The 25,782-nt window shown below is 40.9% G+C and carries 28 protein-coding genes; 8 read left to right on the top strand and 20 right to left on the bottom strand.

Annotated elements, in window-relative coordinates:
• Nucleotides 1-55: 55 nt before the first annotated feature.
• The 7 genes from QNH43_RS21195 to QNH43_RS21225 form a co-directional block, all read right to left on the bottom strand.
• Entirely contained in the window at nucleotides 56-697 is a 642-nt protein-coding gene (locus QNH43_RS21195; protein WP_272492786.1) for a response regulator transcription factor, read from the bottom strand.
• Nucleotides 690-1,736 carry a sensor histidine kinase gene (locus QNH43_RS21200; RefSeq protein ID WP_283915548.1) on the bottom strand — a complete coding sequence of 349 codons (1,047 nt, stop codon included), beginning with the start codon at nucleotides 1,734-1,736 and terminating at the stop codon, nucleotides 690-692. Before QNH43_RS21200 ends, QNH43_RS21195 begins: the two co-directional genes overlap by 8 nt.
• Nucleotides 1,733-2,479, bottom strand: coding sequence for a cell wall-active antibiotics response protein LiaF (liaF, locus tag QNH43_RS21205; RefSeq protein ID WP_283915549.1), 747 nt, complete (start codon nucleotides 2,477-2,479; stop codon nucleotides 1,733-1,735). Before liaF ends, QNH43_RS21200 begins: the two co-directional genes overlap by 4 nt.
• A gap of 156 nt (nucleotides 2,480-2,635) precedes the next feature.
• The gene (locus QNH43_RS21210; protein ID WP_283915550.1) at nucleotides 2,636-3,271 is read right to left on the bottom strand and encodes a PspA/IM30 family protein; all 636 of its coding nucleotides are present in this window, start codon (nucleotides 3,269-3,271) and stop codon (nucleotides 2,636-2,638) included.
• Between the two features lie 19 nt (nucleotides 3,272-3,290).
• Nucleotides 3,291-3,638 (bottom strand): lmo0954 family membrane protein, encoded by a 348-nt coding sequence (locus tag QNH43_RS21215; protein ID WP_063232490.1) that lies wholly within the window; start codon nucleotides 3,636-3,638, stop codon nucleotides 3,291-3,293.
• A 75-nt stretch (nucleotides 3,639-3,713) separates the two neighbouring features.
• On the bottom strand, nucleotides 3,714-4,055 hold the full coding sequence (locus QNH43_RS21220; protein WP_283915551.1) for a hypothetical protein: 342 nt from the start codon (nucleotides 4,053-4,055) through the stop codon (nucleotides 3,714-3,716).
• Between the two features lie 67 nt (nucleotides 4,056-4,122).
• The gene (locus tag QNH43_RS21225; RefSeq protein WP_230302015.1) at nucleotides 4,123-4,737 is read right to left on the bottom strand and encodes a TetR/AcrR family transcriptional regulator; all 615 of its coding nucleotides are present in this window, start codon (nucleotides 4,735-4,737) and stop codon (nucleotides 4,123-4,125) included.
• A 173-nt stretch (nucleotides 4,738-4,910) separates the two neighbouring features.
• Between QNH43_RS21225 and kynU the strand changes: the two genes are divergently transcribed.
• The 5 genes from kynU to QNH43_RS21250 all read left to right on the top strand — a co-directional run bounded on the left by kynU (nucleotide 4,911) and on the right by QNH43_RS21250 (nucleotide 10,337).
• Nucleotides 4,911-6,188: a kynureninase gene (gene kynU, locus QNH43_RS21230; protein ID WP_283915552.1), complete on the top strand. Its 1,278-nt coding sequence runs from the start codon at nucleotides 4,911-4,913 to the stop codon at nucleotides 6,186-6,188.
• Between the two features lie 87 nt (nucleotides 6,189-6,275).
• Entirely contained in the window at nucleotides 6,276-7,697 is a 1,422-nt protein-coding gene (locus QNH43_RS21235) for an amino acid permease (RefSeq protein WP_283915553.1), read from the top strand.
• Nucleotides 7,698-7,755: 58 nt separating this feature from the next.
• Complete coding sequence (gene kynA, locus QNH43_RS21240; RefSeq protein WP_141994559.1) at nucleotides 7,756-8,601, top strand: tryptophan 2,3-dioxygenase; 846 nt, start codon at nucleotides 7,756-7,758, stop codon at nucleotides 8,599-8,601.
• Nucleotides 8,602-8,641: 40 nt separating this feature from the next.
• Nucleotides 8,642-9,268, top strand: coding sequence for an arylformamidase (gene kynB, locus QNH43_RS21245; RefSeq protein WP_283915554.1), 627 nt, complete (start codon nucleotides 8,642-8,644; stop codon nucleotides 9,266-9,268).
• Between the two features lie 436 nt (nucleotides 9,269-9,704).
• Entirely contained in the window at nucleotides 9,705-10,337 is a 633-nt protein-coding gene (locus QNH43_RS21250) for a LysE family translocator (protein WP_076364297.1), read from the top strand.
• A 282-nt stretch (nucleotides 10,338-10,619) separates the two neighbouring features.
• Here QNH43_RS21250 and QNH43_RS21255 read toward each other — a convergent pair whose 3' ends face one another.
• The gene (locus tag QNH43_RS21255) at nucleotides 10,620-11,471 is read right to left on the bottom strand and encodes an MBL fold metallo-hydrolase (protein ID WP_283915555.1); all 852 of its coding nucleotides are present in this window, start codon (nucleotides 11,469-11,471) and stop codon (nucleotides 10,620-10,622) included.
• 132 nt (nucleotides 11,472-11,603) lie between these two features.
• Nucleotides 11,604-13,037: a phospholipase D-like domain-containing protein gene (locus tag QNH43_RS21260; protein WP_283915556.1), complete on the bottom strand. Its 1,434-nt coding sequence runs from the start codon at nucleotides 13,035-13,037 to the stop codon at nucleotides 11,604-11,606.
• A gap of 215 nt (nucleotides 13,038-13,252) precedes the next feature.
• On the opposite strand from QNH43_RS21260, the gene QNH43_RS21265 reads away from it, so the two are divergent.
• Nucleotides 13,253-13,699, top strand: coding sequence for a hypothetical protein (locus QNH43_RS21265; protein ID WP_283915557.1), 447 nt, complete (start codon nucleotides 13,253-13,255; stop codon nucleotides 13,697-13,699).
• Between the two features lie 567 nt (nucleotides 13,700-14,266).
• Here QNH43_RS21265 and QNH43_RS21270 read toward each other — a convergent pair.
• Entirely contained in the window at nucleotides 14,267-14,815 is a 549-nt protein-coding gene (locus tag QNH43_RS21270; protein WP_283915558.1) for a peptidoglycan-binding domain-containing protein, read from the bottom strand.
• A 223-nt stretch (nucleotides 14,816-15,038) separates the two neighbouring features.
• Nucleotides 15,039-15,200 carry a hypothetical protein gene (locus tag QNH43_RS21275; RefSeq protein ID WP_283915559.1) on the bottom strand — a complete coding sequence of 54 codons (162 nt, stop codon included), beginning with the start codon at nucleotides 15,198-15,200 and terminating at the stop codon, nucleotides 15,039-15,041.
• Nucleotides 15,201-15,392: 192 nt separating this feature from the next.
• On the opposite strand from QNH43_RS21275, the gene QNH43_RS21280 reads away from it, so the two are divergent.
• Both QNH43_RS21280 and QNH43_RS21285 read left to right on the top strand, forming a co-directional pair.
• Entirely contained in the window at nucleotides 15,393-16,166 is a 774-nt protein-coding gene (locus tag QNH43_RS21280) for an alpha/beta fold hydrolase (RefSeq protein WP_283915560.1), read from the top strand.
• A gap of 36 nt (nucleotides 16,167-16,202) precedes the next feature.
• Entirely contained in the window at nucleotides 16,203-16,850 is a 648-nt protein-coding gene (locus QNH43_RS21285; protein ID WP_283915561.1) for a DUF2238 domain-containing protein, read from the top strand.
• Nucleotides 16,851-16,877: 27 nt separating this feature from the next.
• On the opposite strand, the gene QNH43_RS21290 is transcribed toward QNH43_RS21285, so the two are convergent.
• The 9 genes from QNH43_RS21290 to QNH43_RS21325 form a co-directional block, all read right to left on the bottom strand.
• Nucleotides 16,878-17,027 (bottom strand): FbpB family small basic protein, encoded by a 150-nt coding sequence (locus QNH43_RS21290; RefSeq protein ID WP_283915562.1) that lies wholly within the window; start codon nucleotides 17,025-17,027, stop codon nucleotides 16,878-16,880.
• Nucleotides 17,020-17,187, bottom strand: a complete 168-nt coding sequence (locus QNH43_RS27870; protein ID WP_081395464.1) for a Fur-regulated basic protein FbpA — start codon at nucleotides 17,185-17,187, stop codon at nucleotides 17,020-17,022. The genes QNH43_RS21290 and QNH43_RS27870 overlap by 8 nt, the downstream gene beginning before the upstream one ends.
• On the bottom strand, nucleotides 17,108-17,719 hold the full coding sequence (locus QNH43_RS21295; protein ID WP_283915563.1) for a flavodoxin domain-containing protein: 612 nt from the start codon (nucleotides 17,717-17,719) through the stop codon (nucleotides 17,108-17,110). Before QNH43_RS21295 ends, QNH43_RS27870 begins: the two co-directional genes overlap by 80 nt.
• Nucleotides 17,720-17,968: 249 nt before the next feature.
• Complete coding sequence (locus QNH43_RS21300) at nucleotides 17,969-18,571, bottom strand: nitroreductase family protein (RefSeq protein WP_283915564.1); 603 nt, start codon at nucleotides 18,569-18,571, stop codon at nucleotides 17,969-17,971.
• A gap of 279 nt (nucleotides 18,572-18,850) precedes the next feature.
• Nucleotides 18,851-19,501, bottom strand: coding sequence for a DsbA family oxidoreductase (locus QNH43_RS21305; protein ID WP_283915565.1), 651 nt, complete (start codon nucleotides 19,499-19,501; stop codon nucleotides 18,851-18,853).
• Nucleotides 19,502-19,712: 211 nt separating this feature from the next.
• The gene (locus QNH43_RS21310; protein WP_283915566.1) at nucleotides 19,713-22,751 is read right to left on the bottom strand and encodes an efflux RND transporter permease subunit; all 3,039 of its coding nucleotides are present in this window, start codon (nucleotides 22,749-22,751) and stop codon (nucleotides 19,713-19,715) included.
• A 1,328-nt stretch (nucleotides 22,752-24,079) separates the two neighbouring features.
• Complete coding sequence (locus tag QNH43_RS21315) at nucleotides 24,080-24,778, bottom strand: polysaccharide deacetylase family protein (protein WP_283915567.1); 699 nt, start codon at nucleotides 24,776-24,778, stop codon at nucleotides 24,080-24,082.
• Between the two features lie 86 nt (nucleotides 24,779-24,864).
• Complete coding sequence (locus QNH43_RS21320) at nucleotides 24,865-25,314, bottom strand: ASCH domain-containing protein (protein WP_283915568.1); 450 nt, start codon at nucleotides 25,312-25,314, stop codon at nucleotides 24,865-24,867.
• 105 nt (nucleotides 25,315-25,419) lie between these two features.
• Nucleotides 25,420-25,740: a hypothetical protein gene (locus QNH43_RS21325; RefSeq protein WP_283915569.1), complete on the bottom strand. Its 321-nt coding sequence runs from the start codon at nucleotides 25,738-25,740 to the stop codon at nucleotides 25,420-25,422.
• Between the last annotated feature and the right edge of the window lie 42 nt (nucleotides 25,741-25,782).

A 25,782-nucleotide genomic window follows, 5' to 3' on the forward strand; every position in this document is an offset into this window, starting at 1 on the left:
GATGGATATTTCCCTAAATATAACAATCTTTCCTCTATTGGTAAATAGGCGCTCTTTACTCTTCTTCTTGAACGAGCGAATGTTTAAATGCGTAAATCACTGCTTGCGTGCGGTCCTGTACGGCAAGCTTACTTAATATATTGCTGACATGCACTTTGGCTGTTTTCAGGGCTATGTATAGTTCATCGGCAATTTCCTGATTCGTTTTCCCTTGTGTCATCAGCAGCAAAATTTCCATTTCACGGTTTGTCAATTGATCATGAAGCTGGGTGACCTTTGGGCGACGCAACTTCTCCATCATTTTTCCCGTCACTTCAGGTTCAAGTACACTTTGTCCCTGGAAAGTGGAACGGACGGCTCTCGCAATCTCGCTGGCCTTTGATGTTTTCAACATATAGCTAGTCGCTCCGGCTTCCAATGCCGGGTACACCTTTTCATCATCCAGGAAGCTTGTCACAATGATGATCTTTGCTTCAGGCCATTTTTCGATAATTCGTTTCGTCGCTTCTATGCCGTCCATTTCCGGCATCACCAAATCCATCAAAATGATATCCGGACGCAATTCCATTGCCAGTTCGACAGCTTTCAAGCCATTGTCCGCTTCCCCGATCACTTCGATATCCGATTGTGCGGATAAATAAGCCGATACCCCTATCCTTACCATTTCATGGTCATCGACAAATAATACTTTAATCATCATGATCACCTCCAGCATTTAATAATGGGATTTTCACTTCAAGTTTCGTTCCTTTATTCGGAACGCTTACAAGTTGCATCGTTCCGCCTAATTCAACAGCCCGTTCATGCATGTTTTGCAGACCATATGATCCCGTTTTCGACTCCTCGACGTTAAAGCCGATGCCGTCATCCGTTATCCGTAAAATGATCATCCCATCACGAACGATCAATAACACTTCAAGCGAATTCGCTTTTGCATGTCTCAGTGTATTGGAAATCGATTCTTGTAAAATCCGAAACAGATGGTCCTCAATCCCCTTATCCAGAGTGACAGGCTCCATCTTCCAATTTATATCCATCGTCACTTTTTGGGCCAATTCCAAAAGAAGCTCCTTCATTCCTTCATGCAAAGATTTTCCCTTTAATGCAACAGGTCTCAAGTGAAGCAATAACGCCCTCATCTCAAGCTGGGATTGATGGATCATTTCTTCCACTACCTTGAATTGTTTCATTTCCGTTTTTTCCATATCGGATTGTGATTCGGTGATGGCCGACATGAACATCGAAGCTGCAAACAATTGCTGGCTGACCGAATCATGCAGCTCCCGCGCCAAACGGTTTCGTTCCTGGGAAACGATTTCCTGGATCTGTTTCTCCTGATCAATGGCCTTTTCATTCGCCATTTTTTGCGATAATTTTGTCTGCTCATTGATTTGCTTATGGATCAGTTGCATCCGTTCCGCCATTTTAGCCATCTCTTGGACCGGATACGTTTCCTGTTGCGAAGGTAAGCGGCCCTGTTCAAGTAAATGCAGCCCTTCATCCACCCTTTCGAGCTGCCTCTTCCAAAACATTCCCGAAACGACTCCATAAATCAGCCCTACCGTCATGACCAGGCTTGGCAGGAATATGACGAAGGGTAATCCCATGACCATTTTCTCCCACAATAAGCTCCAGTCGGATAAAGGGAAGATGAAGAAAACCGCCGCCGGCAAGGCAAGGGAAAGAACGAAAGCAACACCAAGGGCAGTCAATATCTGCCGTGTCAGTATGCTCATATCCGCTTCACCTCTAAATCGCCAACTAAGATTGATGTGATGATATGGACCTTGTGATCCGTTTCATTGAACCCTTCCGTTTGGTAGGAATAAATTTGATTAAAGACCCTGGATTCAGGCTTATTTTCAAAAATCCGCGCCCTGCCGGCAATGACAGAATGATGGACCCTGATTTCGATGCCATACGGTACAAGCACAGTGATATTGCCAATGATATTCCTGATGGAAATGACAGCGTCGCCTTTCGGTAAAATCGTTTTGCTTAAATCGATAACCGTATCACCGACCCCGCCCTGAACATTCACGGAATTCCATTCATATACATGCTCGGCCGTCTGTTGATGACCAAACAACTTATTTTTAAATAGATAATCGGTTTTCAGCAATCGTTCCTTATTGATCTTTTCTTCGTCCGAATCATCATTGGTTAAAATGGGACTGACCCAATCAGGATTCTTTTTGGACTGATAATATAAAAACAAAAGATAAATGAGGATCGCCATAAGGAAAAATTTAAAGACGAACATATTCAAGACATTGATGATAAGGGAAATCAACCCTATGAAAAATAGGATTTTCCCGATTGTCCGTTTTGTGAATTTCCTGCCTAAATAGATGCATCCTATTGAAAAAGCGAGGGAAAAAAGGAGACCTCCACCCGTAAATGAAATCTCAAAAAAAATCAGGACGACTCCGATGAGAAGTATCCATCCCATATAGTCCGTCTTCATCTTGTTCAACATCGGTTCGCCTCCCCTGCATATGATCATGATATTCTTAAAAGGCACAGGAACCCGTGCCTTTTAAGAATACCATGAAATTATCATGTTCTGACAGCCTGTTTTCCCCTGCCCCCATTCCAAAAGATCAGGGGATAACAGCGATGCCTTAAAAAAGCGTTACGCTTCTTTCTGTTCCAATTCTTTTTCAAGCTGGACAATCCTTGCATCGATCGTATGCCGATTATAATCAGTATGGACCTGGTGCTCGATTCGATCGATATAATGCTCCATTTCTTCAAACATCGCTACCGGTTTGGATTCGGATCTGCCCCCATCCAAAACCCGATTGATCCGGTTGTTTGCCCGGGCAATATTTTCCCTGCCCATCAGCTCCAGACGCTTTAGATGCATATCCTTCAGCTTATGCTTCATTTCTTCATATTTCCGCTCCAGTTCAGCCAACTGAACCTCTGCACTTTTATGCGCCTCCTTCAAACTTAGCGCTCGCTCTTCATAGTGCAGGCTTTCCTTTACAGCAAACTCCATTAAATCCGTTTCTCCCGACTGCTTGGCAATCTCAGCCTGATGCTTACGTTTTTCAGCCAGATTTTGCGCTTGATTATATTCCCGCGTAAACTCTTCTTTCAGAAGATATTGACGTTCAAGCAGCTTACCGACCTTTTCTGTCTCCTGCTCACATTGACGCAAATATTGATTTAACATTCCGATTGGATTTTTTTGCTCCTTTTTATCCAACAAGTCGTGAAAATCCGCTGAAATCGTTTGTTTCATTCTTGAAAATAAATTACCCATTCCAATTACATCCCTTCTATTAGTTCTTATTCAACTCTTTCCACTCTCTTTCAAAATTTGAGAATGGGTCATTTTCTTTAGATGATGCACTTTCATCATTTTCATTCCATTTTTTATAAACCAGGTAAAGAACATAAGCTGCCACCAGTCCCAATATTGCCGGGATATGGGAAATAGAAACGATCAGCACGATAATGGAGACTGATCCCCACGCAATCTTCGCCCCTGTCGATTCGGACTTCATGAACTGCTTGAACCCAAAGTATAGGATCGCCAAGCAAATCGCCAGGCTGATCAGTGGACCAACGTTCGCCAATAACAGGAAAAGTGCGATCAGTCCTACAATAAATAAACCAAATTTCTTCATTGTTTTCGTCCTCCTTTCTATGTTTATATCTTATCTACTTTTACAAGTTCGTATAATGAGCCTTAGCTATATTTTCTAGTAAGACTTAAGGCGTAGACGCTGTAAGTCCGATGCTAATGAGGGTGTTTTGATCGTGTGTTTTGGCGGTTTACTCGTGAGTTTGGGCAGTTTACTCGTGAATTCTGCCGTTTTACTCGTGAGTTTGGGCAGTTTACTCGTGAATTCTGCCGTTTTACTCGTGAGTATGGGCAATTTACTCGTGAATTTTGCCGTTTTACTCGTGAGTTCTGGCAGTTTACTCGTGAGTTCCGCTGCTTTACTCGTGAGTTTTGGCTGTTTACTCGTGAGTTTGGGCAGTTTACTCGTGAGTTCCGCTGCTTTACTCGTGAGTTTGGCGTTTTCGTTATAAATGCCCAATGCTGTAAGACCTTGAATAAAAAAAATCTTCCGATATAACCGGAAGATTGGTGAGCTGCCATTATCATTACAAATACAAGCCTTCGACGTAAACTGAGGTGATGGTTTGGGCAATTTCTTCGACAGAACTTTGATGTTCGTTTCGGACAATTTCCCATAGATACATTTCATTTGTGAAAAACCACCCTCTTGCCACAAGTTCATGGTTTAGTTCAGCTCTTGCCAGCCCATTTTGCTGTGCATAGGCGACGTCCTTTGAAATGCGCTGAATGAACTTCATGCGGATCGCTTTCCATTTATCTGAAATAATGGTTGAGATCCCAATGGCCTGTTCGAAAACTTGCATCATATTGCGTTCAGCTTCTGCCATTTTCAAAAAAGCATTAGCTTGTCTGTTTATGATATGTTTTGCTTCGTCTTTTGATTTTGGAAAGAAAGAGGTCTCGGCAATTTCATAAAATTGCTCCATTACATTTTCCATTAATACAATTAACAGATCCTCTTTCCCTTTAAAATGAACATATGCCGTTCCGTATCCGATGTTTGCCCTTTTGATCATTTGGGAAATAAGCGCAGCTTGATAACCTTCTTCAAGAAATGTTTCTTTTGCAGCTTCTAATAACTTTTGCCGTGTCATGATCGAGCGTAAATGCCGTTTATCCCCTACTTTGCCATTCTCCATGCTTATTCCTCCCCTTATCTTCTAGCATAAAGGATTTCCATAAAATAAAAAACATTTGTTGGAAAGATTGATTCAATGTTTATAATTTTCTGAATTAACTTATTGACACCATGTCATATTCTTTGGTACGATTCTCCTAGAATTATTTAGAATACTAATATAGGAGGATGATTATGGTTTCTGAATACACATTGGATCACGCTAAACAAATGGATGAGAAAGATACTCTGAAAGGTTTTCGAGAAGAGTTTTATTTAAAGCCGGATTCCATCTATATGGATGGAAATTCATTGGGACTTCTTTCTAAAAGGGCTGAACGCACTCTTTTGGAATCTTTGGAAGATTGGAAGGAACATGGGATTGATGGATGGACTCAAGGGAATCACCCATGGTTTTTCATGGCTGAGAAATTGGGCGCGAAAATGGCCCCATTGGTCGGAGCTTCTCCCGAGGAAGTTATCGTAACCGGCTCCACAACTGTAAATTTGCATCAGCTTGTTGCCACTTTTTATAAGCCTGAAGGTACGCGCACAAAAATTTTAGCAGATGAATTAACATTTCCGACTGATATATATGCTCTTCAAAGTCAGCTGCGTACACATGGATACGATCCGGAAACCGATCTCATCCGCGTCAAAAGCTCGGATGGCAGATTCCTTGAAGAGGATGACATCATCGAAGCAATGACCGATGACATCGCTTTGATCATCTTGCCAACAGTCCTGTATCGCAGCGGTCAAATATTGGATATGAAACGTCTAACTGCTGAAGCTCATAAAAGAGGAATAGTAATCGGATTTGACGGATGTCATTCTATCGGTGCGATTCCGCATTCATTCAGCGAATGGGATGTGGATTTTGCGTATTGGTGCAATTATAAACATTTGAATGGCGGCCCTGGCGGTGTTGGCGGTTTATATGTAAATCGAAAACATTTTGGAACGATGCCTGGATTGGCTGGATGGTTCGGCTCCAAAAAAGATAAACAATTCGATATGGAACATACGTTGACACCAGCTGAATCAGCAGGCGCGTATCAAATCGGCACGCCGCATGTGTTAAGTTGTGCACCTTTGATTGGGTCTTTGGACATTTTTATTGAAGCGGGAATCGAGAATATTCGCGAAAAATCCCTGAAAATCAATCAATATTTAATGGATTTAGTAGAATCCGAATTGGCAGACATGGGATTTTACATTGGAACTCCTAGAGAGGACATACGCCGCGGAGGTCATGTAAGCCTCGAGCATAAAGAAGCTGCACGGATATGCAAGGCATTGAAAGAGAACGGTGTCATTCCCGATTTCCGGGCACCTAACATCATTCGTCTCGCTCCGGTTGCACTATATACTTCCTACGCAGAAGTTTGGGAAGTTGTACAAATACTCAAGAAAATCATGTCAGAAAAACAATATGAAAAATTCAAGAATGAGCGTGAAGTGGTCGCATAATGGATTTCCGCCAGATGGGGCTCATCCCTCAAATGGGCAGTTAATTAGGGCAGGATAAAATCTTTTTTGATAAAAAGGGGATGAACTATGGAGAACAAAAATACTCAATTGAACTTTAAAGATGAGCCAGAAAAAGGATTAAAACGTGAGCTGGAAACAAATCAGCTTTCAATGATTGCAATGGGCTGTGCCATCGGGACAGGGCTATTCCTTGGCAGCGGGCTTGCCATTCAAGCGGCAGGACCAAGTGTATTGCTCAGCTATGCACTCGGGGCGTTCATTGTTTTACTGTTGATGGGCTGTTTAGCCGAAATGACGGTTGCCCATCCCACTTCCGGATCTTTTGGGGCCATTGCTGAAAAGTACATGACTCCGATGGCAGGCTATCTTGTCCGCTATTCATATTGGATTGCCAATGTTTTGGCTGTTGGGGTTGAGGTAAGTGCAGTCAGCGTGTATATGAAGTATTGGTTTCCGACCGTGCCGGGAATCGTATGGATTTTGCTGTTTGCAGGTGCCCTGATTTATGTAAATGCTACTAGCGTGAATACATTCGCTACATTTGAGTATTGGTTCTCCTTCATTAAAATAAGTGCCATTGTTGGTTTCATCCTTCTTGGATCCTATGTACTATTCGGTTCATCCGATCAGCCACATATAGGACCTGAGAATTTCGTAAATGAAGGCGGTTTTTTCCCATTTGGCGGATGGGGAATGTGGGTAGCCGTATTTATTTCTTTATTCAGCTTTCTTGGAACCGAAATGATAGCGGTTACATCAGGAGAGGCAAAAGATCCTGATGCAGCTGTTCCAAAAGCCTTAAAAGCGACCGTGTTCCGTTTATCCACCTTCTATGTGCTGACAATCGGCATCATGTTGATGATCGTTCCGTGGAAAACGGCTGGGATCGAGGAAAGTCCATTCGTCAAAGTAATGGAAATCTTGAACATTCCTGGTGCATCCGGGATCATGAACTTTATTATTTTAACTGCTGCATTATCTGCCATGAATGCTCAGCTCTATGCTTCAACACGTATGATGTTTTCATTGGCGCGCGGAAAACATGCACCTAGCTTTTTAGGAAAGTTAAACAAAAGGGGCGTTCCGGGAAAAGCACTTGCTGTCTCTACAACCGGGATTTTCATTGCGGCAGGCGTTCATGCGCTACTTCCAGGTTCATCCTATGCATTCATGATGGGGATCTCCATGTTCGGTGCCATGTTCACATGGCTCATGATCTTCATTTCCCATTTGTTTTTCAGGGTTAAATGGGAGAAAACCGGAGGACGCAAATTACCTGTAAGGATGATCGGTTTTCCTTATTTAACGATACTGGGAGCCGTTCTTCTATTCAGCTTAATGATTACAACATGGTTTACGGATTTCAAGATCATGCTTCAATTCGGGATACCTTGGTTACTATTTTTAGCTGTTGCTTATTTAGTTTCAAAAAGAAGAAATATTAACCATAATGTAATGGAAGAATCCCTGGAAAAGAAGATAGAATAGAATGACGGAATAAATAGTTTTGCATATGGAAAAGTGAGGAGAATGCGGAATGAAGAATATGGATAACAATGAACAAACAATAACTGGTCTAGAGAAAGAAATTCAAACCGATTTTCAAAAATCGATGTCTTACGGAGATTATCTCCACCTTGATAAGATTTTAACTAGTCAACATAGATGTTCCGATCATCATGATGAAATGCTATTCATCATTATCCATCAAGCGAGTGAGCTATGGATGAAGCTCATTTTACATGAGTTGACGGCAGCAACTGAGTCCATCCGCCAAAACAAGTTGGAACCTTCGTTTAAAATGCTGTCACGCGTTTCGAGGATCCAGCAGCAATTGATCCAGTCATGGAATGTCCTTTCAACTTTGACGCCGGCTGAATACATGGAGTTCAGGGATAAACTGGGACAATCTTCCGGATTCCAATCTTATCAGAATCGTTTGATTGAATTTGCATTAGGAAACAAAAATGTCCATACGCTATCAGTCTATCAGCACCAAACTGATTTATACGAGCAAATGCAGCAGGCCCTTCATGAGCCAAGTATTTATGACGCGGCGATCAATGCCCTTGTGGCGCGCGGATTACCTATTGATCAAGAAGCCATCAGCAGGGATTGGTCACAAAGATATGAACCAAATGCCAGTGTAGAAGAGGCGTGGCTGACAGTTTACCGCGATGTTGAGCAATATTGGGACTTATATGAGCTGGGCGAGAAGTTAGTGGACATTGGCCATCAACAGCAATTATGGCGTTTTAATCATATGACCACAGTGGAAAGAATTATTGGTAATAAACAAGGTACCGGCGGATCATCAGGTGTAACGTATTTAAAAAGAGCACTTGATCAACACTTCTTCCCGGAACTATGGAGTCTAAGAACGAAGCTATAAGATATTCAAGAAACAGCCAGAAGAGATGGAGGTAAGGTGCATGGGGACATGGATTGATATTTCACAACGTCTGGATGAAAACGTTGCAGTTTGGCCTGGAGATACACCTTTCTCATACAAAGTCAATTGGAGTAAGGAAGAAAGTGGATCTGTCAATGTAGGTCAAATCAATATGAGTATCCACACCGGTACCCATATTGATGCTCCTTTTCATTTTGATGACAATGGAAAAAGAGTGATTGATTTGGATCTCGATTTATATATGGGAAGTGCCCGAGTCATCCATTTACCTAACAAGGCAAGCATCGGTGTCAATGAATTATCCAGTATAGACCTGCAAGGCGTTACCCGTCTGCTAATTCGGACGGATGCTTGGAAGAATCGGAGTGTGTTTCCACAAACGATTCCTCATATCCAACCAGAATTAGCGGCATATCTTTCAGAACACGGCGTTCGTCTTATTGGTCTTGATTTACCTTCAGTAGATCCCTTGGATAGTAAAGAACTGTCTGCACATCATGAACTTGCCGGTCATGGAATTCACATTTTGGAAGGTCTTGTACTGGACGGTATAGGACCGGGTAATTATGAGTTGGCTGCCCTTCCTCTTCCATTAGTTGAAGCAGATGGAAGTCCGGTACGTGCTGTTTTGAAAAAGTTACCCTAACATATAACAGTGCTTGTATTAAATGAATAAAAAAACGAGCCAGATCAAAAATGATTTGGCTTGTTTTTTGTTTCATTAAGGCTGTTTTCGCTTACTTTGCTGCTATTTTCCAAGTAAAGCGGTGTGGTTGATTTCCCCTCCAGATGCTCGCTTTCCGCGGGGCGGGCGGTGAGCCTCCTCGGCGTAAACGCCTGTGGGGTCTCACCTGTCCCGCTGCTCCCGCAGGAGTCTCGCAATCCGTTCCAATCAACCTTAAATCGTTTCGTTTTAAAAACAACAATCTTTACGAAAAGAGCCTTCATTAAACACCGTATTTATAGTCACGCCGCTTTCCTCCATTGTCCTGAAATAATCATGACCATCAATTTTTTTCCCTAAACCAAGTACATCTATGTTATAATTTTCAGAATTCATCACCAAGAGTGGAGGTCCGAATATGGAAAACTTTTATTTGTTCATCATCATGTGTATCCTTCTCATCATCTTACCTGGTCCAGATACAGCAATAGCCACAAGGAATACCGTTACCGTGGGAACGTCGGGAGGTTTTAAAACGATGTTCGGCACATGCTGTGCCCTGCTTATTCATACATCAGCTGCCGTGTTCGGACTTTCAGCAATCATTGTGAAATCCGCATTACTATTTTCCATCTTCAAATATGTCGGTGCCGTTTACTTGGTATATCTAGGCTTCAAGACCCTATGGGGATTAAGGAATAAGCAAGTGGCCGCAGCGGCAGAAACGCCCGTCAAAAGTAAGTACGAAAACCAGTCTTGCTTTAAGCAAGGGTTCCTTACCAACCTGCTGAACCCTAAAGTGGCCGTCTTCTTTTTAACGTTTCTGCCTCAGTTCGTGAATCCAGGGAATGATACGTTTTTACCGTTCCTGATCATGGGCATGACGTATACCGTGTTAACTGCGTTGTGGTTTGTATTTTATATCTATCTGTTGAACCAGATCAGTGCTTTTATGAAAAAGCCTAGAACCCAAGCTATCTTCGAGGGTATAACCGGGACGGTCTTGATTGGTTTCGGGATAAAGCTAGCCCTGGAAAAAGCTCATAATTAATTTGAACTGCACCCTAATCGTTAGTCAACATCTAACAATTGGAGGTGCAGTTTTTATATTTTGGTTCTGATACAATAAAACCATAATTTGGTGTTTTTTATACAAGGAGAAAATGACATGCCAACTATTGAAGTTCGGAAATCAAAGGCCCGTTATCGATTTTTTATAGGACTGATGCGGAAAAAGGGCAAATTAAAGGGCTTGAGTCCCATAATACCGAACTCACCCCCCACCCAAACCTTTATTAAAGTGTTTACCTTGTTGTTTTCTTTAGTCCTTGTATCACTCAACATACCCATTTACGAAAAATCCAACCGTTTCGAGCTCGTCCTCCGTTAAATCCCGCTTTAATTCTTCAGCCAATTCCTGCTCCATTAAATCTCGGTTTCCCAGATGCTTGACCACGGTTCTGGCACATTCTTTCATTAGCTTTAACTCCGCCTCCATCTCCTGTCTCGAGCAAGGCCGGGCATGATGGGAGAGTATATATGTTTCGGCATCATAGGCTTCAATTTTCTTAATGAGCAGCGAAGCCTGTTCAGCCGTATAATTCCATTTTTCAGCATAAAGATTGGCATAAAGGCAGTCTCCCAGAAATAATGTTTTTTCTTCTTGTACATAAATGATGCAGGAATCCTTGGCATGGTCGCCGCCAACATGTTCAATGATACAGGTTATATTGCCGAGATCGATGGTCATCGTTTTTTCAAAGATCATATCCGGCAGGGGGAAGGTAATCTCTCTATTCGTCCCATGTTCCAATTTGATTACATCGGCGCAAAATGGAATCTCCGTCCCTTCTTCAACCCGTTGATCAAGGGCTTGATCTTCCCATGAAAGCTGCTGCATATCTTTAATGTTCGTGTATGTTATTTCCTGACAAATCACCGGAATCTCGATATTCTCCAGTCCGAATACATGGTCCCAGTGTGAATGGGTAAGAACGAGGAAATTCCCGCTTATATCGTTCCGAAGCAATTCTTCCTTAAAGAGCCTTGCATGCCTGACTGAGTTACCGGCATCGATGATGAGCGTTTTCTTATCTCCCGTCACGGCGGCAAGTACCGGGCGATCCGTTTCCTGAACTGGCGGCAGGTAGGCAATATGTTTCGATAGGTGCTGTAATGTTTGCATGTTACTGTTCTCCTTACGATAGTTGTGATTAGCTTGCTCAAGTATAGCAAATTACACATGCATTCATAAGATAATCCCCGTGAAAGGCAAAAAAGACAACAATCAATCAGATTGCTGTCTTTTCGTCATCATTCAAATGAACCTATTCAAATATACCGTAACTTTCGAGAGGGCATTTAAAAAGGTGGCTTTAAAAAAAGACTCTTCCTTTTTCTGATCTTCAGGTGGTTCTATATATTTATTATTGTCCGCAACGAGTGTACTATTTGAGATTTTCGACTCGATGGCTCCGGTCAACTTCGCTGCAAATGCTTCACTATCGATGACCACCATCGATTCTGTATTTAAAAAGGCAGATCGAGAATCCAAATTGTAGGAACCCACTGCACTTAATCGTTGATCATAGACAACGGATTTACCATGCAAAGAATAAGGCTTTGAATATTCATAAAGCCTTGCCCCCGTCTCAACGATCCTATCCCTAAGCGCCAAGTATCCGGAAAAAGCGATCACATTCGGGGTGGATGCCGTCGAGTTGGTAAGTATCGTCCAATCAGCCTTTGAATCCATCTGCTTCGGTATATATTCATTCAAGGCATCCGCAGGAACAATATAGGGACTTTGGATAAATACCGATTGATTGGCATTCGCCGCAATATCCACTAGAGATCTCCACAAAAAAGGGTATTTATTGAAACGTTCGATTGGATTATGAATGAAGGACACTTTTTTAGTAGGTGTTGAAGCCTTGCTCCAATCGACGGCCGGATTAACGAAATCGGCTTCAGTTTGCAAAGCTATCCTGTATTGATTCGCCAATGCATCTCTTTCACGTTTCCCTTTTTCCGTTTGCCTTTTCGAAAGGTCCGAAAAGACATCGCTCGTATATGGATGGGTCCATAATTCATTCAAATAGTCCTTCATTTCAACGATTACACTATCTTTTTCCTCACTAGCATTGAAAATGAGTACATCCCTGTCATAGACAAAATCCCTCGGCGGCTTACTTGCTAAATACTTATCGGCGATATTTCTCCCTCCAATGATGCCCAACTTTCCATCTACAGTGATGATTTTGTCATGAAGGCGATTATGCCAGGTCCACGGCTTAAATGGCTTAACTGTTTCGTAATATCTTAATTCAATGTTTTCATGCGAGGCCAATGCATAACGGGCATTGCTTAATTGACCTCTGAGTCCATGAGATATTCCATCCAGAAGGACTCGGACTTTGACACCTCTGTCAGCCGCTTCGATCAAGGCTCCAAGAAAAAGTTCGGTTGATTTGCCTTTTCCAAAAGCATAGTAGGCAATATCGATTGAATGCTGGGCTTCCTGGATCATACGCATCCGGGCGAGTCCCGACTCATAACCGTCTTCGAGAAGCAGGACACGATCCACGGTGGATTCCTTCTCTCCCATATATGCACTTACCTGCTTTATCGGCCTATTTTCTTCTTTTTCTGCTTTTGGGAAAAGAACCACTGCCGTCACCACTACATAAAGGAAATATAATAGAAGAATGAACAGAAATCCTTTTATTGCTTTTTTACAGTCATTGAGCACTCCCCCCATCAAGCGATATTTTATTACTATTCGTAATATGCAAAGACTCTATTCAACATCTGCATGTTTGATAAATCTGACTTGTTAGGGAGTGATGCCACGTACCCATTTTGCTTGAATATGGGTGGAACTTGGTGCACTTTTTTACCTTTTAAATGTGACAAAGTGGTGAACATGAAAGCAGTTGCATAATATGATATAGAAGGAGGGATTTCATGCTTAAACAACCTGATAGAATAAGTATCTTCAATTATTGTTTTGCATTAGGGGTATCAGAAGTTTTCTTTTTATCCAGCTTTTATCTTTCCATTCTTGACGTTTCATTATTTGCGATCGCTTTACCATTTTCCGCTTTATTTCTAATGTTCTCCTTGTACCTATTCCTTCGAACGCACAAAGCAGTAAAGACCTTACCCAACCAAGAGGAAAGAAGAAGGGAAATTCATGCATTCTATCATCAATCTTTCGGGATTTTCACGATCATTTTTTTCACTTTACTTTTTGTCGCTTTAGCCTATATTCCCTTGCTGGAAAACGGAGGGCATTTCTATCTACTTTATTGTTTACCGATGGCTTTGCTTTGTATGATCCCGTCGATTGTATCTTATAAAGGGATGAAATTATTCAAACCGGAAGCCGGCGGGAAATTAACGAAAATCTAATTTGGCACCAAAAGCTACGTTAATCAAAGAGCTCCCCAAGGAAACTCTTGAAAGTACGTAAAGGAACCAATCGATGCCCTTTCCATGTTTTTTAGTTGAATGTATAGGCAAAATGAGGATATAATAATGATAACTAACATATAAAAAAAAAAGACACTGGTTAAACCAGCGTCTTAATGAACAGCAAACTGCATAAAGAGCAGCGGCTTTCTGTGGTAAGTCAGTAGCTACTCAATCATGAAAGTAACCCTTTTCCTACATACATCTGGCCGGATGGTATGGAGGGGGTTACTTTTTTAATGTAACCGCGATTATTGCGACGATTAAAGAAGCGAATGAAATCATTAGCATCAGTCCGTCCATAATAGAAATCACCAGCGCGACACCCCCTTTCTGAAAAGGAGTGACCGCTGCCCACTATACCAAATTGCTGTCCATTTACTATTATATCTATATTTACTTGTTATTTATAGCCAAAAATGGATGTATTTAGTCTTCTTATTATTTCATGCCTTACATAAAAAAAATCCCACATAAAGTGAGAACATTCTTTGCATGTATATCCTTTTATTGTTCCACTACACGGCCATCTTTATAAATATGGAACCACCCAATCGTTCCTGTGCCGCCTTGATCGATCCAATCTTTATTAGCTGCTTTATAGTTGTAATAGGATTTTCCTTTGCCATCTTTCAGCAATCTGCCATCACCGCTGAATACGATCTTGTTACCCAGTTTCTTCTTCCCTAACGCGACCGCGTCTTTCTCCGTGAACTGTCTTCTTTCCACCTTATTTTCATCTAAAGCCGCCCATGTCAGCGGTCCGACGATACCATCTGAAGCTAAGTTATGATCCACTTGAAACTCCCTTACCACATTTTGTGTTTGCGTACCAAAAATCCCATCAACGCCTACATTATATTTAACATCTTTAAGGCTTTGCTGTAAGTCTCTTACATAACTCGAACGTGAGCCTTTCCTGAGGGTCGGGCGCGTTTCCGCCTTCTTTTCGATTTTCTCCTTTGAAGCTGCGTGGGTAATTGAAGGTCCCGCTCCTAGTGGGGCCAACATCAGGGCAACTGTTGGAATAATGACCAATAATTTTTTCTTCAACACATATAACCTCCATTCATATGAACACTCCTGCAGGTTTCTGACACTTCCCTTGGAGCCCATTCATTATAACGTATGGAGTTATTTTATTGGTGTTTTATTACTTAAATTATAAAAAATGGTAAATACGATTCATAGTGTGCATGAAGCTTATATGATGGAGGTCCCTTTTCTTGACTAAAACAAAATAATCCCCTAAAAGGGGGATTACTTTGTTTTAGTGATCTTATGGCTGTTGTTGATTCTGCCCTTGTATCCCAGTTCCCATGCCCATCAGGTTAGTGGCAAGCGGAACCATATTTTTCATTTTTCCGCCATTTCCACTCAACATTTGATAAGTAGCGATACCTACTCCGACCGAAGCGACAACTGGCAAAATTTTATTCATGTTTGCCCTCATTAACATCACCTTATTTAATATATTTTTGTTCATTTCCTGAACTCTTATATCTTGTTCAAAAAAAACCAAAAAATTCAAGATGTTTGTTACCGAAACAATTCGTAATAAAAATACGTTTTAAAGGGAAAATTCTTTCAGGAGGGATATTATGCAAGTACTCTTGGAATGAGGTGAATATTCATGCCAATGTTAGATGTGGACGGTATTAGCTTGTATTATTCCGTTAAGGGAAAAGGGGTTCCTATTGTCTTTATTCATCCTCCAGTACTGACAGGTGTTAATTTCCAATACCAAATGGAAGAACTATCGAAAGAGTTCAAAGTTATCACATTTGATATTAGGGGGCACGGAAGAAGTCAGTATTCAAGACTGCCAGTAACGTATCCCCTGATTATAGAAGATATCAAACATCTGTTGGATCATTTGAAAATAAAAAAAGCTATCATATGCGGTTACTCGACCGGCGGCTCCATCGTATTGGAATATTTGCTGACTTGTAGCGATAGGGCTCTAGGAGGCATTGTAATAAGTGGAATGTCAGAAGTGAGGGATAAATATTTAAAGCAAAAGATTTCTTTAGGCATATCACTTGCAAATAAAGACGCAGTTCCAATTCTTGCGCTTTCCATTTCATGGAGCAATTCAAATACAGGAAAGTTGTTCAACGAAATGTTTAATGACGCCCTAAAGGGAGATGCCCGAAATATCGGGCAGTATTACCATTATAGTTTGCATTATAACTGTACAAACCAGCTAGAGAAAATCAACCTGCCCATTTTACTGATCTATGGTAAAAAAGATAAACCATTGCATCATTACGCTAATTTATTGCATGAAAAATTGCCATGTACGGAATTAAAATTCATTGAACATGCCAAGCATCAGATCCCTACAAAAGCGGCTAATGGTTTAAATGAAAGCATTAAGCGTTTTATCCATACACGAACTGTTTGATTCGATCAACTGATAAATTTAATGGAGTGAAAAAAATTGGGAAGAGATAAAAGCATACTGATTCATTTATTATTACTATTGCTAGTCACTGCCGTTCTTATTTGGTCAGTCATTAAGCCTGAAGGATACTTGATATGGACAATGGAAGTCCTTCCTGCCGTTGTGTTTCTGATCTTTGTACTTGCTACATATAATAAATTCCGCCTCACTACATTATCCTATTTCATTATTGCCGTCCTTTCAATCACCATGTTCATCGGTGCCCATTATACGTACTCAAAAGTCCCTCTGTTTAATTGGCTAAAAGATCATTACGATCTAACCCGGAACCATTATGATCGGTTTGGGCATTTCCTGAAAGGTTTATTTGCGATTGTGATTAGAGAAATAGTAATACGGAAAACCCCTCTAAAAAAAGGATCGTGGTTATTTGCTGTTACATTAAGTTTTGCGCTTGCCATTGGAGCCTTATACGAAATCATCGAATGGATATCTGCCATCATTTCTAAAGGCGGAAAAGCTTCAAAAGAATTTTTAGGAACACAAGGTGATATTTGGGACGCACAATGGGATATGTCGTTAACATTAATCGGCTCCATCATTGTCTTGTTCACCTTGTCCAAACTTCATGACAAGCTGTTACGAAAAGATAAAAATCATGCAGAAAAAACCGAAATCAAATAATCGATTTCGGTTTTCATTTTTAGCCAGTCATGATTGTACTTGCTTACTTCCCTTTTTTTCTTTGATGGCTTTTTGATCGATTTTTGTATAGATGCGTTCCACTTCCATTTTGTCATGCAACAGAAGCTCGCGGTTTTCTTTTAGCAGTTCAGTATAAGATTTCCTTCTCCTAGACATTTTTTAATTCACCTCTCAAGTGATTGAATTCCTTTTGTAAAACAACTATCGGAAGCTCGTATAGTTGTTTATTATATTTTTTAAAAATCCCTAATTTCAGAAGTTCTTGTATAAGTTCCTCTTTTTTTGCTTCTCCCTTTGCACTTAATTGGGTAATCATCAAGGACCCTCCTTAACAAAAATGCTGACTTTTGGTATTTTGGGCTGCCTAGCATCCGATCCCACATGAAGAATCTCCACTTCTTCCTATTGCTTCCCCATATAAGGGCATGCTCTGCAAAGTCTTCACATTTCCTTAATCGTTCGTATGTACTGCTATCCTGGTGTATTTTCAATACCCGATCATATACATCAAATCCAACTTGCTTCATTTTATCGGAAAGAGTATCTATCGCGGCGCAAGGTTTCGAATGGGTCAAGTCGCCGGCACCAAAAAATGCGACTTTCACTCCAGCAAAGTCCACCTGGTCAATTTCTTCATAAAACTCGTGTGCTTCATACGGTAAATCTTCAAGATTCCATGTATATAAACCAATAAAGGCCAAATCAAAATCCTTTAAAGCATCAACTTCAACAGTATCCAATCTTTCCATATATACTTCACAGCCGACAGCCTTCATTCTATTCTTTATGTTTATAGCCATATTCTCGGTATTACCGGATAAACTGACATAACCAATGAATACCTTCATCTATATCACTTCCTAATTGAGAATTACTTTCATTACACATATCACTATAAATGAAAATGATTCTCATTGTCAATTATTTACCTTCACTATTATATGCAGGATGAATATCGGCAACGCACATTTTCGCTTCACCTTCCCTGTATCTGTAATGCTTCTGGAACGTTTCTTCAAATAAAAAGAGCACGTTTTACTCATTAAGAGTAAACGCGCTCTTGGTTAATCTAGTATCCCAAATCCTAAAATTTTGAATTAATAAAATTTAACAATATCCTCGAAAGGCAGGAGCGTTTTTTCTCCTGGTTGTTCATTCGGCTCACCAAATGGCATTTGAGCTATCAGCGACCATTTCCCTGGAAGATCCCAAGTCTTCATCACTTCTTCATCTATGATGGGATTATAATGTTGTAAAGATGCCCCTATACCTTCCGCTGATAAAGTCATCCATACTGCATACTGAAGCATAGCATTTCCTTGATGGGACCAATATGGAAACTGTTCTTTATAGGAGGGTGCTTTTTCTTGCATTTGTTCTATTGTTTCTTGATTTTCAAAGAATAGAAGGGTACCCACTCCATCACGGAATCCCTGTAATCGTTCTGCTGTTGCCGCAAAGCTCTCTTCCGGAACGCGGGAACGAAGTGTTTCTTTTACAATATCCCAGAACTTTTCATGCTCGTCATCCATCACTACTACCACTCGTCCACTTTGCATATTAAATGAAGTTGGTGCATGTAAAGCCGTTTTCAATACTTCAATCATTCTTTCTTTCGTAATATTTTCGTTCTTTTTCACCTTACGGATGGAACGACGATTGATAATTGCTTCTTTTAAATTTGTTGTAGTTGCTGACATTTTGATTCCTCCAAATTATGATGTTTTTAATTTTTGGCTGTTTTCGCTTACTTTGTTGCTATTTTCCAAGTAAAGCGGTGTGGTTTATTTCCCCTCCAATGCTCGCTTTCCGCGGGGCGGGCGGTGAGCCTCCTCGGCGTGAACGCCTGTGGGGTCTCACCTGTCCCGCTGCTCCCGCAGGAGTCTCGCACTTGCGCTCCAATCAACCTTAAATCGTTTCGTTTTAAAAACAACAATCTTTACGAAAAGAGCCTAATTTTTTTAATCCTCAGAAGGTTTTTAGCAATTCCCCTTGCCATCACATTGCAAGCCCTCAAATTCATTCCGTTCATTTTTTGCTTCTTCCTTCTCAATGACTTGCGCTAACCTTTCTTTGCTGGCTAGTCCTTGAATAACTTCATCACCAATAATAAACGTCGGGACAGCCCTGATATCCGCTTCTTCATAAGCATGTTTCAGTGCTTCTTGGTGCACTTCCCGATACTTTCGTGACACTAATGCTTCTCTAAAAGCATCTATAGGAAGTTCAACTTCACCCGCTAATTTTGTCAATACTTCAATATCTTCAATATTTTGTTCCTCTTGAAAAAACGCTGTAAATACTCTGTTGTGGAACTCATTCCCTTTTCCGTGCTCCTTTGCAAAATGGCAGCCTTCGAACGCCAAATGTGTATATGGATGCGGGGAGACACGGGGTAAACGCATATCCACTCCCAGTTTTTTCGCAGCAGGAAGAATGTAGGAATCCCATGAATTCAACTTATCGGGTTCATTCCACGGATCAATTTTGGAATATGGACTCGGACGCAATTCAAATGGCATCCATTCCACTTCTACATCCTTTTCCTTTACGATTTCGTCCAAAGGACCTTTACCTAAAAAACAAAATGGACATATAAAATCAGAATACGCTTTAATTTTCACTGTCATTATATATTCCCTCACTTTTCATCATTGGCTAAACTTGTAATCAAACCAGTTACAACACAAACCAAAAAAATATTTCATTAGCTGTAATCATTTTAGTTACAGGTTGAAATAAAGTCAACCATTATTTTAAAAAAACTAAAAAACATGTACCATTTTACAGAAAAAAAAGTTTGTAAAGAAAGCGTTGCTTTCTCTACAAACTTTTTTTTTATTACATCTCGATTTGTTCGTTTACGGGTTCCCTCTTTTTCTTTCTTTGTTTTTTCGATTTTTTATAGTACAGCAATTCGTATATACATGGAATGACGATAAGTGTGAGCAGGGTAGACACGGCTAACCCGCCAATGACAACGATCGCTAAACTTTGTGAAACCAAGCTTCCTGTTTCGGCCTTTTTATATAATAGGGGCAGCATGGCACAAATCGTGGCTACAGCCGTCATTATGATCGGACGGAATCTAGTGGCTGCCGCTTCGACGATCGCATCACGGATAATCATTTTTTCTTCGTTTTGTTTGACTCGATCCAGAAGCACAATCGCGTTTGTCACAACAATTCCAATTAACATGAGAGCACCCAGCAGTGCTGTAATATCGACTGGAATTCGACTGATAACCAATCCTAATACCGCTCCAATGGCAGCGAATGGCAAGGAAAATAGAATGGCGATCGGCGCTTTGATCGATTTGAATGTTATAACCATGATTAAAAAGACAATGCCGATCGATATTAACATCGTAAGGAACAAATCGGAAAAATCGTCTGTTTGCTGAGCACTGGCTCCCCCGACTACAATATCTACATCATTCGGAATATCAAGTCCTTTGTTCTTCTCTTTATCTCCAAATATCTCAAGATTTATTTTGCTTGCAATTTCGGAAAGCTTAGTCGGATCGACCGTTGCCGTCAATTGAAGATACGTTTCCCCATCTTTATGGAACTGAGTTGTTGCACTCTCTTCGCTCTTTAAAGAAGCGACCTTTGACACAGGGGCTAGACCGCCATCTGTCATGATCGGAATGCGTTTTAAATCCTCTGGTTTTTTAGGATCTAAGATTGGTTCAAGGACGACAGGTGTCTGCTTATCCTGTAAAGTTATATTGCCGATAGGCGTTTTATTAAGCATGATACCTAATTGTTGACCGATTTGTTCTGTATTGCCTTTAGCCGGATCTACCTTGAATGAATAAATGGTTTTCTTTTCGTCTTGGTTCGTTGTTACTTCTTCAATTCCTTTAATATCCTGTATACTTTCTTTGACCTTATTGGCCGTCAGTTCCAAATCTTCAACATTACTGCCGATCACATCTATCGTAATGTTCGTCTTTGATGCCCCCATCATAAATGAAGAGGCTTGGGCCGTAAGCTTCGCATCGGGATAGTTTTCTTGTTCCTTTTCCATCTTCTTTAGGATCGCATCTACATTTGCTTTATCCTTCACCAGTAGGCCGAAAATCGCTTCTGTAGGTGATGCGACTTCACCATATTGCGCCATCTCGGCAGAGTTTCCCAATTGCATGAAAATATTATCCACTTCACTCATATCCTGCATCGTTTCTTCGAGTTCAATCGCCTTTTCCTTCACTTTTTCATAGGGCTGATCATTTGGATAAGTTAATGTCACGGAAACATAGTCTGCTGAAGAATTATCAATCGCCCCTTTTGGCATGGCAAAATATGTACCAATGGAACCGACAAACAACAGCATGGCAATAATCAAGACAACCCACTTATGGTTTAGTGACCAAGTAACCAGCTTGGTAAAACGCTTGGCCGGGCGATGTTTTGGCAGCTCCGTCCTTTTCAGCAATCCTGCACTCATTAACGGAACAACTGTTAATGCCACGATTAAAGAGGCCAGCAAAGAATAAGTGACAGTCAAAGCGAAAGGAAGAAGAAACTCTTGTAGCCCTCCATTCAATAAAGCAACCGGCAAGAAAACGGCTACAGTCGTAAGGGTTGAAGCTGTTATCGCCACTCCCACTTCTTTAGTGGCACCCATCACCAATTCAATTGAAATCTTCTCCTGCTGCATTTTCCGGAAAATATTTTCAATAACAACAATGCTATCGTCCACCAAGCGCCCGATCGCTACAGCGACACCGCCCAGTGTCAAAATATTCAGCGTCACTCCCGACAATGACAGCAAAAATAACGTAAAGCCAAGAGATAGCGGTATGGATACGATTGTAATGAATGTGGATCGTACATTCCGTAAAAAGACCATGATTACTATCGTGGCGAATAGCGCACCTAGCAGAACTTCCTTTACCATCGTCTGAACGGAAGTCTCCACCATATCAGCTGTAGATAAATAAATGGTCGATTTTTGGTCACTATACTTTTCATTAATTTCCTTAGCTACTTTTTCAACCTCTTTACTAATTGTGACGGCATTTGATTGACTGTCCTTGATAATGCTTAAATCAATGCTTTCCTCCCCGTTAAAACGGCTGATGAGGTTGCCATCCTTCGTTTCTTCAACTTTTGCTATCTCTCCAAGAGTGACATTTGGAGTGACCTTTAACGCTTTTAATTTTTCAATACTCGTTAAATCCCCGATAACCTTGATGTTACTTGCCTTCCCATCAATCACTTTTTCACCTACGGCCAAAGCTGCATTCTGACCGTTAAGGACGCTCATGACATCTTGAATGGAGACTTTCTTTTTAGCCAATTCCTCATTATCCACCTTGACTGAAAGAACGGATTGGGAAACTCCAAATGTCTGTACATCCGAAACCCCTTTAATATCTTTATACAGAGGCTCTAATTCTTTCTTGGTAAAGTCTATATTTTCAGCTGTTAATCCATCCTTAAAAGTAACGGAAACAAATGAAATGGGAATCATTGATGTATTTAACTGTGTAACAGTAGGCTTTGCCATGCTTTGTGGCAATGCTACACTGCCTAAAGCCTCTTGAACATCAAGTTTCGCTTGTTTCATATCCGATCCGGCTTCAAAGAATAGATCTACTTTTGAAAATCCATCTCCCGTGGTGGAGTATATTGAACTCTTTCCCTTAACTCCAGTTACTGCCCTTTCAATCGGATCTGTAACTTGCGCTTCCATCGTTTTCGAATCGGTGCCCTGCCCCATTGTGATAATCGTAACTTGTGGATTATCAGCAGATGGTAAAAATTCCATCGGCAGTTTAAAATAACTGACAACTCCTATCAACAAAATAAAAATGGTTACCAATGATACGGCAGCCTTGTTCTTAAATGACCACTTAGTAAAAAACTCCACGTGCTAATCACCCCTGAATATAATTTAAAAGAAAATAATTCCATTTCAAATCTTACCATATATTACTAATATTGGAGTGTTAATTTTTTATTGATTTTTATTTTTTTTTATGTTTCTCAAAACAGAGCACATTTTTCCACAAAAAAAGGCTGCCGCAGCAGCACCCAGTTTTTAGACAAAAGGAGTTCTTTCTAAATGTTAAAACAAAGTTGATTGGAACGTAAGGTACGAGACTCCTGCGGGAAAAGCGTGGCCAGGGGAGACCCCGCTGGCGCGAAGCGTCGAGGAGGCTCCCGGACCGCCCGCGGAAAGCGAGTGCCTGGAGTGGAAATAAACATTTGTATTTTACAAACCCTCAAAAAAACTGCAGACAAAAGGTGTTCTATCTTACTGTTAAAACAAAGTGATTGGAACGTAAGGTACGAGACTCCTGCTTAGAAAAGCGTGGCCAGGGGAGACTCCGCTGGCGCGAAGCGTCGAGGAGGCTCCCGGACCGCCCGCGGAAAGCGAGTGCCTGGAGTGGAAATAAACATTTGTATTTTACAAACCCTCAAAAAAACTGCAGACAAAAGGTGTTCTATCTTACTGTTAAAACAAAGTGATTGGAACGTAAGGTACGAGACTCCTGCGGGAAAAGCGTGGCCAGGGGAGACCCCGCTGGCGCGAAGCGTCGAGGAGGCTCCCGGACCGCCCGCGGAAAGCGAGTGCCTGGAGTGGAAATAAACATTTGTATTTTACAAACCCTCAAAAAAACTGCAGACAAAAGGTGTTCTATCTTACTGTTAAAACAAAGTGATTGGAACGTAAGGTACGAGACTCCTGAGGGAAAAGCGTGGCCAGGGGAGACTCCGCTGGCGCGAAGCGTCGAGGAGGCTCCCGGACCGCCCGCGGAAAGGAGTGCCCTACGTTCCAATCAACGTTCAAATAGCACATAAAAAAATGTAAACAAACTCGATTATTTATATCTCTTGAAAAAAAGCATAGCGATAGCCAAAACCATTACACCGATAAGCAATAACGGGCCGATGCCCGAGCTATACACGAAGTATACCTTGATGTGGCGAAAAATGAGCACGACAAGAAATAGGAATAACAGGAAGCTCAAAAGGATGATCAGAGCGGTATTTTTATTCCGATACAAGTAACCAGCCCCATTTTGATAGCTTTATTTACACTTAGGAAAAATTCATGCGAATGCATGCCCTTAAAACGGATTCCGTTAAGAAACAATATGCAGACCACGTTTTGTACTATTCTGTATATCAATTAAAAAAGGGCTGCCGCAGCAACCCTTTTCTTCGAAAATCGTACATACGGTAAAAATGAAACTACATTTCTTGAAGTTCATTGACCGTTATAAATGTATACCCTTCGTTCGTTAACTCTTGCAAGATCCCTTCAATCGCTTGAAGTTCTTTACCCGTATCATCATACATTGGATGCATCAGGATGATCGAACCTGGTTTTATATTTTCCTTCACATACTTCACTTTGTCAGAAGCGGAAGTGTAATAGCTATCTGGTTCCAGATTCCAGGTAATGGTCTCTCTATCATTTTCATTTAAATAATAAGGCAGACCCATGATTTTTTTCCCGTTTGGTGGCCGGACGTCAATTTCACCCTTATATCCGGAGTCCTGAATTAATTTGTCCGTTTTCTCGATTTCCGCCTTGATAAAAGAAGGCGATTTAAAAACCATTCGCTTGTGGGAATACGTGTGATTCCCAATCTGATGTCCTGCTTCCGCTATTTTTCCAGCTTCCTCTGGGTATTTTTCGATTTCGTTACCAATCAGGAAGAAAGTAGCTTTTACATCGTATTTATCCAATAATGGAAGGATCTGATTCACATTCTTCGATGGGCCATCATCAAATGTCAAAGCGACCACTTTTTCATTCGTCTCGACATTATCCGTCAATCCTCCGAATACCTGATATGTTCTCGAATTCATTAATTTATACGTACCAAGCAATAGCAGGAAAACAACCACGATTCCCAATCCAATGAATGTCAGTTTCTTTTTCATGCAAATACCTATCTTTCTATAAGTTTTTTAATCCAATGACCTATTATAGCAAATCACTGAACGAAAACACTTATTGTTCCCTTCCGTCACTTTACATGTATCAATTCAATACGCTCACACACAAGCAGCATATCTTCTTTAAAGGTGTGGCCGATTTTGCCCAATTCTTCTTTCAGCCATTTTTCATGAGCATCCCACCAGTATGCATAGGTTCGATCGCCTTCCCCTTCTGCAATCGCAAACTCTTCACTCACTTCATTCATGGGCAATACTTCGACTTTCACTGTTTGGATGATGGCTAAGGGTTCATCCTCACTACTTAAAATAATGCTGTAATCACCTACGGATGGTAATGGTTCATGTTCCTCTTCATAAAAAACATAACCAGAGCACGTAGCCGTTTTTATCCCATCCATCACTAATTGAGCCAACTGATCGGGATCAGCCCCGAATTGCCATGCACTGACTGCCTGGGGTTTTTCTTCATCTTTCCCCTGCCAAAATTGATTCCAATATAATTCCGCTTTGACATTCATTCTATGATTCTCCATTCTGTTTTTAGCTGCCCGTGATGCATCACGAAAGGTCCATTTGGTTTCAATCTATCTCTACGCCCTTTTATTTCCAATGATATCCAAATACTAATTTATTCTACGGGGCAATTCTATTTCACCCGTTAACAACAAGGTGATGACGATAACCCAAAATATAAAGAATGACGAGGAAAAAACCAAAGAAATGATCGGAATCACTTTTTTCTCCGTTTTCTTCAAAATTCCTATGACAGAGAGGACGATGCCTGCAATCGTAAGGAAAAAAGTTATATAATCACCCGTCATGCTCCCGATATTTGCCATTCTAATAGGTGTAATAAAAACAGTAAAAAAGCAAATGATTCCAATGATGAATGACGTGAAACTAATTACACCGTACCTCTTCTGAATACATGCTTCGTTTTCCATCGAGCACACCCTTTCATCAGATCCTGCACATCTATTAATATC

The organism is Peribacillus simplex, from assembly GCF_030123325.1.
Lineage (GTDB): Bacteria > Bacillota > Bacilli > Bacillales > DSM-1321 > Peribacillus > Peribacillus simplex_D.

What these genes read in the sequence shown, in the direction of transcription:
- QNH43_RS21305 (WP_283915565.1), bottom strand. Translation starts at nt 19,501, where the DNA reads ATGACAGTGAAAATTAAAGCGTATTCTGATTTTATATGTCCATTTTGT.
- liaF (WP_283915549.1), bottom strand. Translation starts at nt 2,479, where the DNA reads ATGTTGAACAAGATGAAGACGGACTATATGGGATGGATACTTCTCATC.
- QNH43_RS21250 (WP_076364297.1), top strand. Translation starts at nt 9,705, where the DNA reads ATGGAAAACTTTTATTTGTTCATCATCATGTGTATCCTTCTCATCATC.
- QNH43_RS21195 (WP_272492786.1), bottom strand. Translation starts at nt 697, where the DNA reads ATGATTAAAGTATTATTTGTCGATGACCATGAAATGGTAAGGATAGGG.
- QNH43_RS21320 (WP_283915568.1), bottom strand. Translation starts at nt 25,314, where the DNA reads ATGAATGTCAAAGCGGAATTATATTGGAATCAATTTTGGCAGGGGAAA.
- QNH43_RS21210 (WP_283915550.1), bottom strand. Translation starts at nt 3,271, where the DNA reads ATGGGTAATTTATTTTCAAGAATGAAACAAACGATTTCAGCGGATTTT.
- QNH43_RS21275 (WP_283915559.1), bottom strand. Translation starts at nt 15,200, where the DNA reads ATGAATAAAATTTTGCCAGTTGTCGCTTCGGTCGGAGTAGGTATCGCT.
- kynB (WP_283915554.1), top strand. Translation starts at nt 8,642, where the DNA reads ATGGGGACATGGATTGATATTTCACAACGTCTGGATGAAAACGTTGCA.
- QNH43_RS21265 (WP_283915557.1), top strand. Translation starts at nt 13,253, where the DNA reads ATGCTTAAACAACCTGATAGAATAAGTATCTTCAATTATTGTTTTGCA.
- QNH43_RS27870 (WP_081395464.1), bottom strand. Translation starts at nt 17,187, where the DNA reads ATGATTACCCAATTAAGTGCAAAGGGAGAAGCAAAAAAAGAGGAACTT.
- QNH43_RS21315 (WP_283915567.1), bottom strand. Translation starts at nt 24,778, where the DNA reads ATGAAAAAGAAACTGACATTCATTGGATTGGGAATCGTGGTTGTTTTC.
- kynU (WP_283915552.1), top strand. Translation starts at nt 4,911, where the DNA reads ATGGTTTCTGAATACACATTGGATCACGCTAAACAAATGGATGAGAAA.
- QNH43_RS21200 (WP_283915548.1), bottom strand. Translation starts at nt 1,736, where the DNA reads ATGAGCATACTGACACGGCAGATATTGACTGCCCTTGGTGTTGCTTTC.
- QNH43_RS21255 (WP_283915555.1), bottom strand. Translation starts at nt 11,471, where the DNA reads ATGCAAACATTACAGCACCTATCGAAACATATTGCCTACCTGCCGCCA.
- QNH43_RS21225 (WP_230302015.1), bottom strand. Translation starts at nt 4,737, where the DNA reads ATGGAGAATGGCAAAGTAGGGGATAAACGGCATTTACGCTCGATCATG.
- QNH43_RS21280 (WP_283915560.1), top strand. Translation starts at nt 15,393, where the DNA reads ATGCCAATGTTAGATGTGGACGGTATTAGCTTGTATTATTCCGTTAAG.
- QNH43_RS21300 (WP_283915564.1), bottom strand. Translation starts at nt 18,571, where the DNA reads ATGTCAGCAACTACAACAAATTTAAAAGAAGCAATTATCAATCGTCGT.
- QNH43_RS21295 (WP_283915563.1), bottom strand. Translation starts at nt 17,719, where the DNA reads ATGAAGGTATTCATTGGTTATGTCAGTTTATCCGGTAATACCGAGAAT.
- QNH43_RS21215 (WP_063232490.1), bottom strand. Translation starts at nt 3,638, where the DNA reads ATGAAGAAATTTGGTTTATTTATTGTAGGACTGATCGCACTTTTCCTG.
- kynA (WP_141994559.1), top strand. Translation starts at nt 7,756, where the DNA reads ATGGATAACAATGAACAAACAATAACTGGTCTAGAGAAAGAAATTCAA.
- QNH43_RS21235 (WP_283915553.1), top strand. Translation starts at nt 6,276, where the DNA reads ATGGAGAACAAAAATACTCAATTGAACTTTAAAGATGAGCCAGAAAAA.
- QNH43_RS21325 (WP_283915569.1), bottom strand. Translation starts at nt 25,740, where the DNA reads ATGGAAAACGAAGCATGTATTCAGAAGAGGTACGGTGTAATTAGTTTC.
- QNH43_RS21290 (WP_283915562.1), bottom strand. Translation starts at nt 17,027, where the DNA reads ATGTCTAGGAGAAGGAAATCTTATACTGAACTGCTAAAAGAAAACCGC.